The organism is Pseudomonas sp. PA-4-8C (assembly GCF_021606625.1).
Classification (GTDB): Bacteria; Pseudomonadota; Gammaproteobacteria; order Pseudomonadales; family Pseudomonadaceae; genus Aquipseudomonas; species Aquipseudomonas lactis.
This window is the reverse complement of record NZ_WKCD01000003.1, coordinates 24,941-38,163: the sequence shown is the minus strand read 5'-3', so window position 1 is coordinate 38,163 and position 13,223 is coordinate 24,941. Positions and strand designations below refer to the sequence as shown.

General features: G+C 61.6%; 15 protein-coding genes. 6 read left to right on the top strand and 9 right to left on the bottom strand.

What is annotated here, in order from left to right; genetic code table 11:
* Positions 1–15: 15 nt before the first annotated feature.
* On the bottom strand, positions 16–702 hold the full coding sequence (locus GIW04_RS01280) for a YggS family pyridoxal phosphate-dependent enzyme (RefSeq protein ID WP_120247505.1): 687 nt from the start codon (positions 700–702) through the stop codon (positions 16–18).
* Positions 703–759: 57 nt separating this feature from the next.
* On the opposite strand from GIW04_RS01280, the gene GIW04_RS01275 reads away from it, so the two are divergent.
* Positions 760–1,794 (top strand): type IV pilus twitching motility protein PilT, encoded by a 1,035-nt coding sequence (locus GIW04_RS01275; RefSeq protein ID WP_057710248.1) that lies wholly within the window; start codon positions 760–762, stop codon positions 1,792–1,794.
* Positions 1,795–1,942: 148 nt separating this feature from the next.
* Here the strand turns inward: GIW04_RS01275 and GIW04_RS01270 are convergent, their stop codons facing one another.
* Positions 1,943–2,581: a C40 family peptidase gene (locus GIW04_RS01270; protein ID WP_003195078.1), complete on the bottom strand. Its 639-nt coding sequence runs from the start codon at positions 2,579–2,581 to the stop codon at positions 1,943–1,945.
* Positions 2,582–2,830: 249 nt separating this feature from the next.
* Here GIW04_RS01270 and GIW04_RS01265 point away from each other — a divergent pair, with 249 nt between their 5' ends.
* Positions 2,831–3,259, top strand: a complete 429-nt coding sequence (locus GIW04_RS01265) for an NINE protein (RefSeq protein ID WP_003195076.1) — start codon at positions 2,831–2,833, stop codon at positions 3,257–3,259.
* Between the two features lie 132 nt (positions 3,260–3,391).
* Here GIW04_RS01265 and GIW04_RS01260 read toward each other — a convergent pair whose 3' ends face one another.
* The 7 genes from GIW04_RS01260 to gshB form a co-directional block, all read right to left on the bottom strand.
* Positions 3,392–4,663 (bottom strand): dihydroorotase, encoded by a 1,272-nt coding sequence (locus tag GIW04_RS01260; protein ID WP_034133985.1) that lies wholly within the window; start codon positions 4,661–4,663, stop codon positions 3,392–3,394.
* Complete coding sequence (locus GIW04_RS01255) at positions 4,660–5,664, bottom strand: aspartate carbamoyltransferase catalytic subunit (protein WP_003195072.1); 1,005 nt, start codon at positions 5,662–5,664, stop codon at positions 4,660–4,662. The genes GIW04_RS01260 and GIW04_RS01255 overlap by 4 nt, the downstream gene beginning before the upstream one ends.
* Positions 5,665–5,688: 24 nt before the next feature.
* Positions 5,689–6,195: a bifunctional pyr operon transcriptional regulator/uracil phosphoribosyltransferase PyrR gene (gene pyrR / locus GIW04_RS01250; RefSeq protein ID WP_003195069.1), complete on the bottom strand. Its 507-nt coding sequence runs from the start codon at positions 6,193–6,195 to the stop codon at positions 5,689–5,691.
* A gap of 132 nt (positions 6,196–6,327) precedes the next feature.
* A complete protein-coding gene (ruvX, locus tag GIW04_RS01245) occupies positions 6,328–6,765 on the bottom strand; it encodes a Holliday junction resolvase RuvX (protein ID WP_003195067.1) in 438 nt (145 codons plus the stop codon).
* Complete coding sequence (locus GIW04_RS01240; protein WP_003195065.1) at positions 6,765–7,334, bottom strand: YqgE/AlgH family protein; 570 nt, start codon at positions 7,332–7,334, stop codon at positions 6,765–6,767. The genes ruvX and GIW04_RS01240 overlap by 1 nt, the downstream gene beginning before the upstream one ends.
* Before the next feature lie 182 nt (positions 7,335–7,516).
* A complete protein-coding gene (locus GIW04_RS01235) occupies positions 7,517–8,422 on the bottom strand; it encodes an energy transducer TonB (protein WP_047711988.1) in 906 nt (301 codons plus the stop codon).
* Between the two features lie 77 nt (positions 8,423–8,499).
* Positions 8,500–9,453 carry a glutathione synthase gene (gene gshB, locus GIW04_RS01230; RefSeq protein ID WP_003195061.1) on the bottom strand — a complete coding sequence of 318 codons (954 nt, stop codon included), beginning with the start codon at positions 9,451–9,453 and terminating at the stop codon, positions 8,500–8,502.
* 239 nt (positions 9,454–9,692) lie between these two features.
* Here gshB and pilG point away from each other — a divergent pair, with 239 nt between their 5' ends.
* Genes pilG through GIW04_RS01210 form a run of 4 tightly spaced genes read left to right on the top strand, consistent with a single transcriptional unit; the run spans position 9,693 to position 13,096 of the window.
* Complete coding sequence (pilG, locus tag GIW04_RS01225; RefSeq protein WP_120247507.1) at positions 9,693–10,100, top strand: twitching motility response regulator PilG; 408 nt, start codon at positions 9,693–9,695, stop codon at positions 10,098–10,100.
* A gap of 46 nt (positions 10,101–10,146) precedes the next feature.
* Entirely contained in the window at positions 10,147–10,512 is a 366-nt protein-coding gene (gene pilH, locus GIW04_RS01220) for a twitching motility response regulator PilH (protein ID WP_003195057.1), read from the top strand.
* A gap of 11 nt (positions 10,513–10,523) precedes the next feature.
* A complete protein-coding gene (locus GIW04_RS01215) occupies positions 10,524–11,048 on the top strand; it encodes a chemotaxis protein CheW (protein WP_003195055.1) in 525 nt (174 codons plus the stop codon).
* On the top strand, positions 11,045–13,096 hold the full coding sequence (locus GIW04_RS01210) for a methyl-accepting chemotaxis protein (RefSeq protein ID WP_120247508.1): 2,052 nt from the start codon (positions 11,045–11,047) through the stop codon (positions 13,094–13,096). Before GIW04_RS01215 ends, GIW04_RS01210 begins: the two co-directional genes overlap by 4 nt.
* The last annotated feature ends 127 nt before the right edge of the window (positions 13,097–13,223 follow it).

Genomic DNA, 13,223 nt, shown 5'->3' with positions numbered 1-13,223 from the left:
GGGATGTCAGCCATTTCACGGCTGGCCGTAGTCGCGGGCGCCAAACAGGGCGGTACCGATCCGCACCCAGGTGGCGCCTTGGGCAATGGCCGACTCAAGGTCGTGGCTCATGCCCATGGAAAGTGTGTCCAGCGCCAGGTTCAAGCTGGCTTGCAAGTCGCGCACCGTGGCGAACGCCGCATCCTGCTCCGCCCGGTCTTGCGTCGGCTCGGGAATCGCCATCAAGCCCCGCAGCTTCAAGCGCGGCAGGGCGCTGATCGCTGTGGCCAGGGCCGGCAGGTCGGCGGGTGTGCAGCCGGACTTGCTGGCTTCGCCACTGACATTGACCTGAATGCAGATATTGAGCGGCGGCAGGTCGGCCGGGCGTTGTTCGGACAGGCGTTGTGCGATTTTCAGGCGGTCCACGGAATGCACCCAAGCGAAGTGCTCGGCGATAGCGCGAGTCTTGTTCGATTGAATGGGGCCGATGAAGTGCCAACTCAAGGGCAGGTCGGTTAAATCCGCCTGTTTGCCCAGGGCTTCCTGCAGGTAGTTTTCGCCAAAGTCGCGCAGCCCGGCGGCATAGGCTTCGCGCACTGCCTGCGCCGGTTTGGTCTTGCTCACGGCCAGCAGGTGGATGCTGCTTGCGTCACGTTGCACGGCGTCGGCTGCGGCGCGGATGCGCTGGCTAACCAGGCCGATGTTGTCTGCTATCGTCGACATTCAAGATGCGCCCGTGGATATGGAGTCCGCGGCATTCTACTGGAAATGGAAAGCCCTATGGATATCACGCAATTGCTGACGGCCAGCGTAAGCCGAGGCGCCTCAGACCTGCATCTGTCAGCCGGCCTGGCACCCATGCTGCGCATTGATGGCGAGGTTTGGCCCCTGGATGGGCCGGCGCTGAGCGCTACCCAAGTGGTCGACTTATTGAGCCCTTTGCTGAATAAACATCAACAAAAGGATTTCGAAACATCTCTTGAAACGGATTTTGCCTTCGAGTTGCCAGGCGTCGCCCGGTTCCGGGCGAACGTGTTCCGCCAGGATCGCGGCGTGGGTGCGGTGTTTCGGGCTATTCCGGCTGAGGTCCAGAGCCTGGAAGACCTGAGGTTGGGCGAGGTGTTCCAGCGTATCGCCCGCTTCCCTCGCGGGCTGGTGCTGGTGACCGGGCCCACCGGCTCGGGCAAGTCCACGACCCTGGCGGCGATGATTGACGACCTCAACCGACACCGTCGCCAGCATATCCTCACGCTGGAAGACCCCATCGAGTTTATCCACAGGCCGAAAATGGCCCTGGTCAACCAGCGCCAGGTGCATCGCGATACCCACTGTTTCTCGCAGGCCCTGCGTTCCGCCCTGCGCGAAGACCCGGATGTGATCCTGGTGGGTGAACTGCGCGACCTTGAAACCATCCGCCTGGCGCTGACGGCGGCAGAGACCGGGCACCTGGTGTTTGGCACCCTGCACACCTCGTCGGCGGCAAAGACGGTAGACAGGCTGGTGGACGTCTTCCCGGCCGGGGAGAAGGCGATGGTCCGCTCGATGCTGTCGGAGTCGTTGCAGGCGGTGGTGTCCCAGGTGCTGGTGAAGAAAGTGGGCGGTGGGCGCGTGGCCGCCCATGAAATCATGCTGGGCACCCCGGCGATTCGTAACTTGATTCGCGAAGACAAGGTGGCGCAGATGGTTTCGGCGATCCAGACAGGTGGGGCGTTGGGGATGAAGACCCTGGATATGAGTTTGAAGGCGTTGGTCGGCGCAGGGCTGGTCAGCCGGGAAGAGGCGCGGGAGAAGGCGAGGGTGCCGGCAGATATCTAAAACGCACAGACACACAATGTGGGAGCTGGCTTGCCTGCGATGGCGGGCTGTCAGGCACTCTCTCTGCCAACTGACACACCGTCATCGCAGGCAAGCCAGCTCCCACATTTGATTGCATTTCAAATGGGGAGCTTCAGTGACGCCTGGCTTAGCGCTGCACGATCCGCAGGTTGCTGTTCTGCTCTTTAGGCAGTACCCGCTTGGCAATTACGTAGTTCTTGTCCCAGAACGGCTTTTTCAGCGTGTCGATGCTCACCGACTTGCCACGGCGCGGTGCGTGGATAAAACGGTCGTTGCCCAGGTAGATGGCAACGTGGTTGACCTGGCGGCTCTTGAGCTTGAAGAACAACAGGTCGCCCGGTTTCAGATCCTTGCGGTCAACCTTCAACCCATGGCCGGCCGCCATGGCGTTGGAGGTGCGTGGCAGGTCCACCGCTTTTACATCGTTAAATGCATATTTCACCAGCCCGCTGCAGTCGAACCCTTTACTTGGGCTGCTGCCGCCCCAACGATAAGGTGTACCGAGCACGTTGACGGCACGGCTCAAGACGTTGCTGCTTTGCTTGGTGTTCACGGCCAGCTGGGTGGAAAGCACTTTGCCGTGGGCCTTGCTCAGTTGAGTCGGGCGGCTGACGGTCGGCTTTGCCGCTTTGGCAGTGCTGGGCGTGCTATGGACTTTAGGGGTGAAACCGTTAACGTTCGGAAGTCGTTGCTCACGATTGGTGGCGTGGGCGGCCAGTGGCATTAATAGGCAAATGGTTAGCCATGTCTTGAAAAATGGTCGCATTAGGCGTGGCTCTTATGGGTTTGCGCGCAACTTTATAACAGCTTTTTGTGCTGTTCTCAGGCCGTTTGTCGACTGAACCTTGGGGTCAAACTCAGAAAAAACGCGACGATTCGCCGCAATTGTCCTACACAAGGCAGGCGGTACAAGGCTTTGAGGGCAGGAAGATACCATTTACCGTACGTCGGGCGCCCGTAAAAAAGTCACAAAGAAAATGAAAAAATTTATCTATCGACGCAAAAGAGGTCCTTCATGAACACCTATCAACAGGTTGGTCAGCAGCACGACACCCACAGTAAGGCGATTGGTTACCTGCTGTGGATTTTCGGTTTTACCGGGGCTCATCGCTTCTATTACGGCAAGCCGGTGACCGGTACGATCTGGTTTTTCACTTTCGGCTTGCTGGGTATTGGCTGGCTGATCGACTTGTTCCTGATCCCGGCCATGGACCGTGAGGCCGACCTGCGGTTTACCGCTGGGCCGATTGAATACAACGTGGCCTGGATTCTGTTGGCGTTCCTGGGGGTGTTTGGTGTGCACCGCATGTATCAGGGCAAATGGATCACCGGCCTGATCTACCTGCTGACCGGCGGTTTGTTCCTGGTCGGAGTGCTGTATGACTTCTGGACGTTGAACACGCAGATTTCGATCCGCAATGCCGAGCGCAATAGCGGCCGTTGAGCACTATAGCGCAGTGTGGGAGCTGGCTTGCCTGCGATGCAGGCACCTCGGTGTATCAGGTAGACCGAGGTGATGCTATCGCAGGCAAGCCGGCTCCCACATTGACCGTAACCACATTAGATAGGCGAGTTATCAAGCCTGGTAGCTGATCCGCCCATCCATCAAGGTATACCGCACCGTCGCCGGCAGGCTGTGGCCGATGAACGGGCAGTTTTCGCCCTTGGACAACCAGCGCTCACCAGCCACCGTCGAGCTTGCCAGGTCGAACAGCACCAGGTCCGCCGGTGAGCCCACCGCCAACTGGCCCGCTGGCAAGCGCAGTGCCTCGGCCGGGCCGGCGCTCAGGCGTGCCAGCAGTGTCGGCAGGTCCAGCAAGCCGTCTTCTACCAGCGTCATCGCCAATGGCAGCAACAACTCCACGCTGCTGATGCCCGGCTCGGTCGCGCCAAACGGTGCCAGCTTGGCGTCGCGCTCGTGAGGTTGGTGATGGCTGGAAATCGCCGACACCACACCCGACTTTACCGCCGCACGCAAACCGTCACGGTCTGCCTTGGTGCGCAGCGGTGGCTGTACGTGGTACAGGCTGGAGAAGTCGATCAGCGCCTCATCCGTCAGGATCAGTTGGTACAGGGCGACATCCGCGGTTACCCGTAAGCCACGGGCCTGGGCCTGGGCGATCAAAGCCACGCCCCGGGCGCTGGTCAACTGGCTGAAATGCGCACGCACGCCGCTTTGTTCTACCAGCAACAGGTCGCGGGCGAGAGCCACGGTTTCTGCGGTTTCCGGAATGCCCGGCAGGCCGAGGAAGCTGGCCACTGCGCCTTCATGGGCCAGGCCACCTTCGGCCAGGTCGCGGTCCTGGGAATGGAAGATCACCGTCAAGTCGAACGTGGCCGCGTATTCCAGGGCGCGGCACAAGGTGCGTGTGCTGCGAAAGCTTTCCAGGCCATTGCCGAAGGCTACGCAACCGGCGTCACGTAGGGCGATCAATTCGGCAAGTTGTTCGCCATCCAGGCCCTTGCTCAAGGCGCCAATGGGAAACACTTTGCAATTGCCGGCTTCGCGGGCGCGGTCGAGGATCAGTTCGGTCACGGCCGACGTGTCCAGCACCGGCTTGGTGTTGGGCGGGCAACACAGGCTGGTCACACCACCGGCTGCGGCGGCCTGGGTTTCGCTGGCGATATTGCCTTTGCGGCTGTAGCCCGGCTCGCGCAGGGCGACATTCAAGTCCACCAGCCCAGGCGCGGCCACCAGGCCCTTGGCATCGATGCTCTGGCCGGCGTTGAAGCCTGCGGGGGCGGCGCCGATGGCGACGATCTTGCCGGCGTCCAGGTGTATATCGGTAACTTGGTCCAGGCCACTGGCCGGGTCGATGACTCGGGCGCCGAGAATGCTGAGCTTCACTGGGCCTGCTCCTGCTCGAATTGACGTTGCGCGGTTTGCCCGCTCATGGCCATGGACAGCACGGCCATACGCACCGCGATGCCGTAGGTCACTTGGTTGAGAATCACCGACTGTGGGCCGTCGGCCACCGCCGACTCAATTTCTACGCCACGGTTGATCGGCCCCGGGTGCATCACGATGGCATCCGGCTTGGCCATGCCCAGGCGTGCGGTGGTCAGCCCGAACAGGCGGTAAAACTCACCTTCGCTGGGCAATAAGCCCCCGGCCATGCGCTCGCGTTGCAGGCGCAGCATGATCACCACGTCCACATCCTTGAGGCCCTCGGCCATGTCGGTGTAGACCTTCACGCCATACTGTTCGATGCCGATGGGCAACAAGGTCTTGGGCGCAATCACGCGGATATCCGGGCAACCCAGGGCTTTGAGGGCCAGCATGTTCGAACGTGCTACCCGCGAATGCAGGATGTCGCCGACGATGGCCACCGAGAGGTTTTCAAAGCTGCCCTTGTGCCGACGAATGGTGAGCATGTCGAGCATGCCCTGGGTCGGGTGCGCGTGGCGGCCGTCGCCGCCATTGATGATCGCCACGTTCGGGCACACATGCTCAGCAATGAAGTGCGCAGCGCCGGAGTCGCCGTGGCGTACCACGAACATGTCGGCTGCCATGGCCTCCAGGTTGCGCAGGGTATCGAGCAGGGTTTCGCCCTTGCTCGCCGACGAGGTGGACACGTTCAGCGTGATCACATCGGCCGACAGCCGCTGGGCCGCCAGTTCAAAGGTGGTGCGGGTGCGGGTGGAGTTCTCGAAGAACACGTTGCAGATAGTTTTACCGCGCAACAACGGGACTTTCTTCACTGCTCGGCCACCGACTTCCAGGAATGAGTCGGCGGTGTCGAGGATTTCGGTGAGCAGTTCGCGGGGCAAACCGTCGAGGGACAAGAAGTGTTGCAACTGGCCCTGAGCATTGAGCTGCAGCGGGCGCTTGGCATCTAGAGGCGTCATCGCGGGGACTCTTTACAAGGCGGTTTAAAGGGCAAGGTCTTGCAGTTCGAGTTCGAGCGGCGTGGGACCGGACAATTTTACCCGTTGCTGGGGGGCAAGCGACAGGGTCGCGCCTACGACGTCCGGGCTGATCGGCAGCTCGCCAGCGTCCAGGTCCAACAGGCACACCAGGGTCACGCTGGCCGGGCGGCCATAGTCGAACAGCTCGTTCATGGCGGCGCGGATGGTACGGCCGCTCATCAGCACGTCGTCGATCAATACCAGGTGCTGGCCTTCGATCTCGAAGGGCAGGGCCGATGGGCGCACTTGTGGATGCAGGCCGTTCTGGCTGAAATCGTCGCGGTAGAAGGACACGTCCAGGGTGCCCAGGGGCGAATCGCTACCCAGTTCTTCCAGCAATGCCTGGGCCACCCACACGCCACCGGTGCGTATGCCGATAAAACGCGGTTCGCTGATGGCACGGTGTTCCAGGTGCGCCTTGAGGCGTATCGCCATCTGGCTGATCAGTTCGGCAGGGTTCGGCAAGCTCATGGTGGCTCCTTGTTAAGTGTGTAGGAGCGAGCTTGCTCGCGAAAAACTCATGGGCACCGCGTTCATCGAGCCTTCTCGCGGTATCGTTAACGTTCTTCGCGGGCAAGCCCGCTCCCACAGGATCGCGGCGGGTCAGGATTCAAATAAAGCGGTGTTTTCATCCAGCCAGCCCTGCAACAGCAAGGCGGCGGCGATGGCGTCCACCGGGTTGTCGCGGTAACTGCCTTTTTGCCCGCCACGGTCACGGCGCTCACCCTTGGCTTCAAAGGTGGTAAGGCGTTCGTCGTGGGTATAGAAGGGCAGGTTGTAGCGGCCATTGAGGCGGCGCGCGAATTTCTCGGCGCGCAGGCACATGTCGCTCGGGGTGCCATCCATGTTCAGGGGCAGGCCGACCACCACTGCGTCAGGCTTCCACTCTTTAATCAGGGCTTCGACCTGGTTCCAGTCCGGCACGCCGTTCTGGGCCTTGAGGGTGCACAGCTCACGGGCCTGGCCGGTGATGACCTGGCCAACCGCGACGCCGATCTGTTTGGTGCCGTAGTCAAAACCGAGGATCAGACGCAAAGCCATCAGGCGTGCCCCGCCTGGCTGGTCAGCAGGCTGAGGTTGACCCGCAGCTTGGCCGCGGCCGCTTCCAGGCGCAGTTCGCTGGCGGTGTTGAACAGGATGTCAGCGTCGAACGGGCAGGTCAGCCAGGCATTGCTGGCCAGTTCGGCCTCCAGTTGCCCGGCTTCCCAACCGGCGTAGCCCAGGGTGATCACACTTTGCTCAGGGCCGACGCCGTCGGCGATGGCAAACAGCACGTCCTGGGACGTGGAGAGTGACACGCCTTCAAGGTCTACCGTGGCCTGGAACTTCGGCCCGGTGGGGTGCAGCACAAAACCGCGATCGGTCTGCACCGGCCCGCCGATGTAGATCGGCACGTGCAGGCAGCTTGCCGGCGGGTCGATTTCCGGGCGCAGTTGCTCAAGGATATCCGCCAGGTTCAGCTCCTGCGGGCGGTTGACCACCAGCCCCATGGCACCATTGGCCGTGTGCTCGACGATGTAGGTCAAGGTCTGCGCAAAGTTCGGGTCGGCCATATGGGGCATGGCGATCAGGAATTGGTGCTTGAGGTAGGTCGGGCTGACGTTTTTCATGTCCGCTAGTGTGGCGTTGGAGGGACGAACTGACAAGTGCGGGCGCGAGCCTGATCGCTGATCGTTCCCACGCTCCGCGTGGGAACGCATCCCGGGGCGCTCCGCGTCCCAAGGGCAGACGCAGAGCGTCCGTGGCGGCATTCCCACGCGGAGCGTGGGAACGATCTGTAGTGCGGGCGCGATCAGTTGCTGGACAACCGGTCGCCCTTGGCAAACCGCCAGGTGCGGATGATTTCCAGGCGGTCCACGTCGTTCAAGTCGCCGCTGAACGGCGCAAAGGGCGCGGCCAGACGCACGATACGTTGCGCGGCCTGGTCCAGCAGCGGCTGGCCGGAGGACTCCAGCACCTGCACTTCATACAGCGAGCCGTCACGGTTGATCGACACCAGCAGGCGCAAATTGCCATAAATCTGCTGGCGCCGCGCCTCGTCCGGGTAATTGAGGTTACCGATACGTTCGACCTTCTTGCGCCACTCGTCCTTATACCAGGCACCTTTGTCGCGCATGGTCGAGGCCGCGTTCAGGCGGTAGATGCGCGGGCGCTTGGCATACAGCTGTTGCTCATGGGCCAGTTCGGCTTCCAGGCTGGAAATTTCGTCGGACAGCGTCGAGCTGTCGAACGTCGGCGCAGGTTTCACCGGTTCGGGCTTGGGTTCGGTCTTGGCTTTTTCGCGCTGGGTCGGGGCTTTTTGCGGCTTGGGCGCGACGGTGGTTACCGCAGCCTTGGGCGCGGCCTGCTTGACCTCGGGCTTGGGCGCCGGCGGCGGGGTGACCTTCTTGACCTGGTTGTCGTGGAAGGGCGCCACTTCGGTGGTCTTGGGCACGGCTTTCTTGTCGAGGGTGCCGCTGCCTTGCTGGTTGTCCTGGGCGAGAAAGTCAGCCTTTTCGGGCTTCTTTTCGCTCTTGAACGTGGCGAGGGTGATTTCCAGGGTCTTGGTGATCTGCTTGGGTTCCACCAGGGTGAACCCCACGCCCAGGAGCAGGGCGAGGTGAATCAGCGCAGCGAGAAACAGGGTAAAACCGAGACGATCAGCCGGGCGCACGCCGCTATGGGTGAATTCGGGGGGCAGATCGGACGGGAGTGTCATGACAAGAAAACCAACATCGCGCGTTTCACAGATGGCGCATGATAACGCAATGTTGGTGTGTGTCCGGCTGTTCTATGTCACTTGGCTTTTAGCTTGCGCTCAATGGCGGCCATCAGCATTTCGCCGATATTCGTGCCAAATGCATTGTCGATCTCGCGAATACAGGTGGGGCTGGTGACGTTGATTTCAGTGAGGTTCTCACCAATTACGTCGAGTCCGACAAACAGCAGGCCTTTTTCCCGCAGGGTCGGGCCGACTTGAGCGGCGATCCAGCGGTCCTTGTCCGACAACGGCCGCGCTTCACCGCGACCACCGGCGGCCAGGTTGCCACGGGTCTCGCCGGCTGCCGGGATACGCGCCAGGCAGTAATCCACCGGCTCGCCGTCGATCATCAGGATACGCTTGTCACCGTCCTTGATCGCCGGCAGGTAGGCCTGGCCCATGATCTGCTGGGTGCCCAGGGCGGTCAGGGTTTCGAGGATCACCGACAGGTTCGGGTCGCCGGCGCGGTGACGGAAGATCGAGGTGCCGCCCATGCCGTCCAGCGGCTTGAGGATCACGTCGCCATGCTTGGCGGCGAATTCACGCAGTACATCGGCGCGGCGGCTGACCACGGTCGGTGGCGTGCACTGCGGGAACAGGGTGGCAAACAGCTTTTCATTGCAGTCGCGCAGGCTCTGCGGTTTGTTGACGATCAACACGCCCGCACGTTCTGCCTGCTCCAGCAAGTAGGTGGAGTACACAAACTCCATGTCGAACGGCGGATCCTTGCGCATCAGGATCACGTCGAGGTCGCTCAGCGGGCTGTCGATTTCGTCAGAAAGCTCGAACCACTTCTCGGGGTTGGCGAACACCTGCAGCGGGCGCATGCGTGCGCGGGCTTCGCCGTCACCCTGGTAAAGGTCGCGCTGCTCCATATAGAACAAGGTCCAGCCGCGGGCCTGGGCGGCCAGGAGCATGGCCAGCGAACTGTCCTTTTTATAGGAAATGCTGGCGATAGGGTCCATGACAATGCCGACGCGAACGCTCATGGGGGATTTCCTCTAGCAAATTGGGGCGCATAAAAGTGGCGTCAGAGTGGCGCTGCGGCTGTTGTGGGTCAAGGAAAAACCACTGGGCGGGTGCCTCGATAGATTGCGCCAGGAGACTGTGCTAAAAAGGCTGGCACGGCGCAGCAGCCCTTGAATTCCAAGGCTTGCGGCGTTCATCCTGTGCAACGTCAGGCAGTACACACCGAAAACCGATTCGCTGTGGCGATGGTAGAGCAGATATGGAACAGCATTCCCACGCCTTGAAGGTGATGGTGATCGACGATTCGAAAACGATCCGCCGCACCGCCGAGACGCTGTTGAAGAACATGGGGTGCGAGGTCATCACGGCGATCGACGGTTTCGACGCCCTGGCCCGTATTGTCGATCATCACCCGCACATTATCTTTGTCGACATCATGATGCCGCGCCTGGATGGCTACCAGACCTGCGCCCTGGTGAAGAACAACCCGGCGTTCAAGTCGATCCCGGTGATCATGCTGTCCTCCAAGGATGGCCTGTTCGACAAGGCCAAGGGACGCATTGTGGGTGTCGATCAATTTTTGACCAAGCCTTTCAGCAAGGAAGAACTGCTGGGGGCGATCAAGGCTTATGTGCCTGGGTTCGCCGCAGTAGAACAAGCACACTGACGCCGCCTCACGAGGGCTGGCGCCGACCAATGTAGCGGGGAAAACCATGGCACGTATTCTGATCGTCGACGATTCGCCGACTGAAATGTACAAACTCACCGGCATGCTGGAAAAGCACGGCCACCAAGTCCTGAAAGCCGAGAACGGAGGGAATGGCGTGGCCCTGGCCCGCCAGGAAAAGCCCGACGCGGTGCTGATGGACATCGTGATGCCGGGCCTCAACGGCTTCCAGGCCACACGCCAATTGTCCAAGTCGCCCGAAACCAGCGATATCCCCGTGATCATCATCACCACCAAGGATCAGGACACCGACAAAGTCTGGGGCAAACGCCAGGGCGCCAAGGACTACCTCACCAAGCCGGTGGATGAAGAAACCCTGATCGCCACCCTGAACAAGGTGCTGGCCGGCTAAGGCTTGCGATCATGACCGAGTCGCAAACCGCTTTTGAGCTGCTGCTGGACATCGACCGCCGCTGCCGCTTGCTGGCCGCGGACCTGCCGTCCCAGGAAACGCGCCTGCAACGCTGGAGCGGTATCGCCTTTCGCATAGGGCCAAACGCCTACGTGGCGCCCATGGGCGAAGTCGCCGAGGTGTTGCATGAGCCGCGCTGCACCTTGATGCCGGGGGTCAAGCCTTGGGTCAAGGGCGTGGCCAACTTGCGCGGGCGCTTGCTGCCGGTGATGGACCTGGGCGGGTTCCTTGGCCTTGAGTTGTCCAAGGCGCGCAAGCAACGGCGGGTGCTGGTGGTGGAGTTCAACGACCTGTTTGTCGGGCTGCTGGTAGATGAGGTGGTAGGCATGCAGCATTTCCCATTGGACGCCTGGGTGGCGAGCACCGCCTCGAGCGCGCCGTTTATGCAGGGCCAGTTCGACGGCGACCCGCCGTGGCAAGTCTTCAGCCCCTTCGCCCTGGCCCAGGCCCCTGGCTTCATGGATGTTGCCGCATGAGCACCGCTACCACGCCCAAACCCCAGGCCGCTTCGCGCAGCCGTTCGCAGATCATCGTGCTGTTTATCGCCTTGATCGTGTTCATCATGTTGCTGTTCGCCAACTTCGCGTACCTCAACACCCAGTCCACCTACGATAAACAGTACATCGGCCACGCCGGTGAGCTGCGCGTGCTGTCCCAGCGCATTGCCAAAAACGCCACCGAGGCCGCTGCCGGCAAAGCGGCGGCGTTCAAGCTGCTGGGCGATGCGCGCAACGATTTTGCCCAGCGCTGGGGCTACCTGAAAAAAGGTGACCCGCAAACCGGTTTGCCGGCGGCGCCCAGTGCGGTACGCGCCGAAATGCGGGCAGTGCAGACCGACTGGGAGGCGCTGCTGAAAAACACCGACGCTATTCTCGCCAGCGAGCAGACCGTGTTGTCGTTGCACCAGGTGGCGGCGACCCTGGCCGAAACCGTGCCGCAACTGCAGATCGAGTCGGAAAAGGTCGTGGATAGCCTGCTGCAACGCGGCGCCCCGGCCAGCCAGGTGGCCTTGGCCCAACGCCAGTCGCTGCTGGCCGAACGTATCCTGGGGGCGGTCAACACGGTGCTGGCGGGGGATGAAACCGCCGTGCAGGCCGCCGATGCCTTCGGTCGCGATGCCAACCGTTTTGGCGCGGTGCTCAATGGCATGCTCAACGGCAACCCGGGGTTGCGTATCACCCAGGTCGAAGACCCGGACGCCCGGGCGCGGCTGGCGGACATTGCCGAGCTGTTCGAATTTGTCTCCGGCTCCGTGGATGAAATTCTCGAGACTTCGCCGCAGTTGTTCCAGGTGCGCGCCTCGGCGAGCAATATTTTCAACTTGTCGCAAACCCTGCTCGATGAAGCTTCGCACCTGGCCACCGGTTTTGAAAACCTCGCCAGCGGGCGCAGTTTAGACACCATCGGCGGTTACGTGCTGGGCTTGCTGGCGCTGGCCTCGATCATCCTGATCGGCCTGGTCATGGTGCGCGAGACCAACCGCCAACTGCATGAAACCGCGCAGAAGAACGAGCGCAACCAGAACGCGATCATGCGCCTGCTGGATGAAATCGAAGACCTGGCCGACGGCGACCTTACCGTCACCGCCTCGGTCACCGAAGACTTTACCGGCACCATCGCAGACTCCATCAACTATTCGGTGGACCAACTGCGCGACCTGGTCGCCACCATCAACCTCACGGCCGGGCAGGTCGCGGGCGCGGTACAGGACACCCAGGCCACCGCCATGCACCTGGCCCAGGCGTCGGAGCATCAGGCCCAGCAGATTGCCGAAGCGTCTACCGCCATCAACCAGATGGCGCAGTCCATCGATCAGGTATCGGCCAACGCGGCCGAATCCTCTGCGGTAGCAGAACGTTCGGTAGAGATCGCCAACAAAGGTAACGAGGTGGTGCACAACACCATCCACGGCATGGACAACATTCGCGAACAGATCCAGGACACCGCCAAGCGCATCAAGCGCCTGGGCGAGTCGTCCCAGGAAATTGGCGACATCATCAGCCTGATCGACGACATCGCCGACCAGACCAACATCCTCGCCCTCAACGCCGCAATCCAGGCCAGCATGGCCGGTGACGCCGGGCGCGGCTTTGCGGTGGTGGCCGATGAAGTGCAACGGCTGGCCGAACGCTCCTCGGCGGCCACCCGGCAGATCGAAACCCTGGTGCGCACCATTCAGGCCGACACCAACGAAGCGGTGATCTCCATGGAGCAGACCACTACAGAAGTGGTGCGCGGCGCACGCCTGGCCCAGGACGCCGGGGTGGCGCTGGAAGAGATCGAAGGCGTGTCCAAAACCCTGGCGGCGCTGATCCAGAGCATTTACAACGCGGCGCAGCAACAGACCTCATCGGCGGGGCAGATTTCCCTGACCATGAACGTGATCCAGCAGATCACCACCCAGACGTCGTCGGGTTCCACCGCCACCGCCGAAAGCATTGGTAACCTGGCGAAGATGGCCAGCCAGTTGCGCAGGTCGGTATCGGGTTTCACCTTGCCGCCGCCCAAGCAGGTCGATAATTGAAATACGACCTGAACAACACCACAGTCCAACTGTGGGAGCTGGCTTGCCTGCGATAGCGGTTTGTCAGATACAGATATAGTGCTGACCCACCGCTATCGCAGGCAAGCCAGCTCCCACATTGGATCTC

Excerpts from the sequence above, each read along its gene's own strand:
- GIW04_RS01270 (WP_003195078.1), bottom strand. The coding sequence starts at position 2,581 with ATGCGACCATTTTTCAAGACATGGCTAACCATTTGCCTATTAATGCCA.
- GIW04_RS01210 (WP_120247508.1), top strand. The coding sequence starts at position 11,045 with ATGAGCACCGCTACCACGCCCAAACCCCAGGCCGCTTCGCGCAGCCGT.
- GIW04_RS01275 (WP_057710248.1), top strand. The coding sequence starts at position 760 with ATGGATATCACGCAATTGCTGACGGCCAGCGTAAGCCGAGGCGCCTCA.
- pyrR (WP_003195069.1), bottom strand. The coding sequence starts at position 6,195 with ATGAGCTTGCCGAACCCTGCCGAACTGATCAGCCAGATGGCGATACGC.
- GIW04_RS01240 (WP_003195065.1), bottom strand. The coding sequence starts at position 7,334 with ATGAAAAACGTCAGCCCGACCTACCTCAAGCACCAATTCCTGATCGCC.
- GIW04_RS01280 (WP_120247505.1), bottom strand. The coding sequence starts at position 702 with ATGTCGACGATAGCAGACAACATCGGCCTGGTTAGCCAGCGCATCCGC.
- pilG (WP_120247507.1), top strand. The coding sequence starts at position 9,693 with ATGGAACAGCATTCCCACGCCTTGAAGGTGATGGTGATCGACGATTCG.
- GIW04_RS01265 (WP_003195076.1), top strand. The coding sequence starts at position 2,831 with ATGAACACCTATCAACAGGTTGGTCAGCAGCACGACACCCACAGTAAG.
- ruvX (WP_003195067.1), bottom strand. The coding sequence starts at position 6,765 with ATGGCTTTGCGTCTGATCCTCGGTTTTGACTACGGCACCAAACAGATC.
- GIW04_RS01215 (WP_003195055.1), top strand. The coding sequence starts at position 10,524 with ATGACCGAGTCGCAAACCGCTTTTGAGCTGCTGCTGGACATCGACCGC.
- pilH (WP_003195057.1), top strand. The coding sequence starts at position 10,147 with ATGGCACGTATTCTGATCGTCGACGATTCGCCGACTGAAATGTACAAA.
- GIW04_RS01255 (WP_003195072.1), bottom strand. The coding sequence starts at position 5,664 with ATGACGCCTCTAGATGCCAAGCGCCCGCTGCAGCTCAATGCTCAGGGC.
- GIW04_RS01235 (WP_047711988.1), bottom strand. The coding sequence starts at position 8,422 with ATGACACTCCCGTCCGATCTGCCCCCCGAATTCACCCATAGCGGCGTG.
- gshB (WP_003195061.1), bottom strand. The coding sequence starts at position 9,453 with ATGAGCGTTCGCGTCGGCATTGTCATGGACCCTATCGCCAGCATTTCC.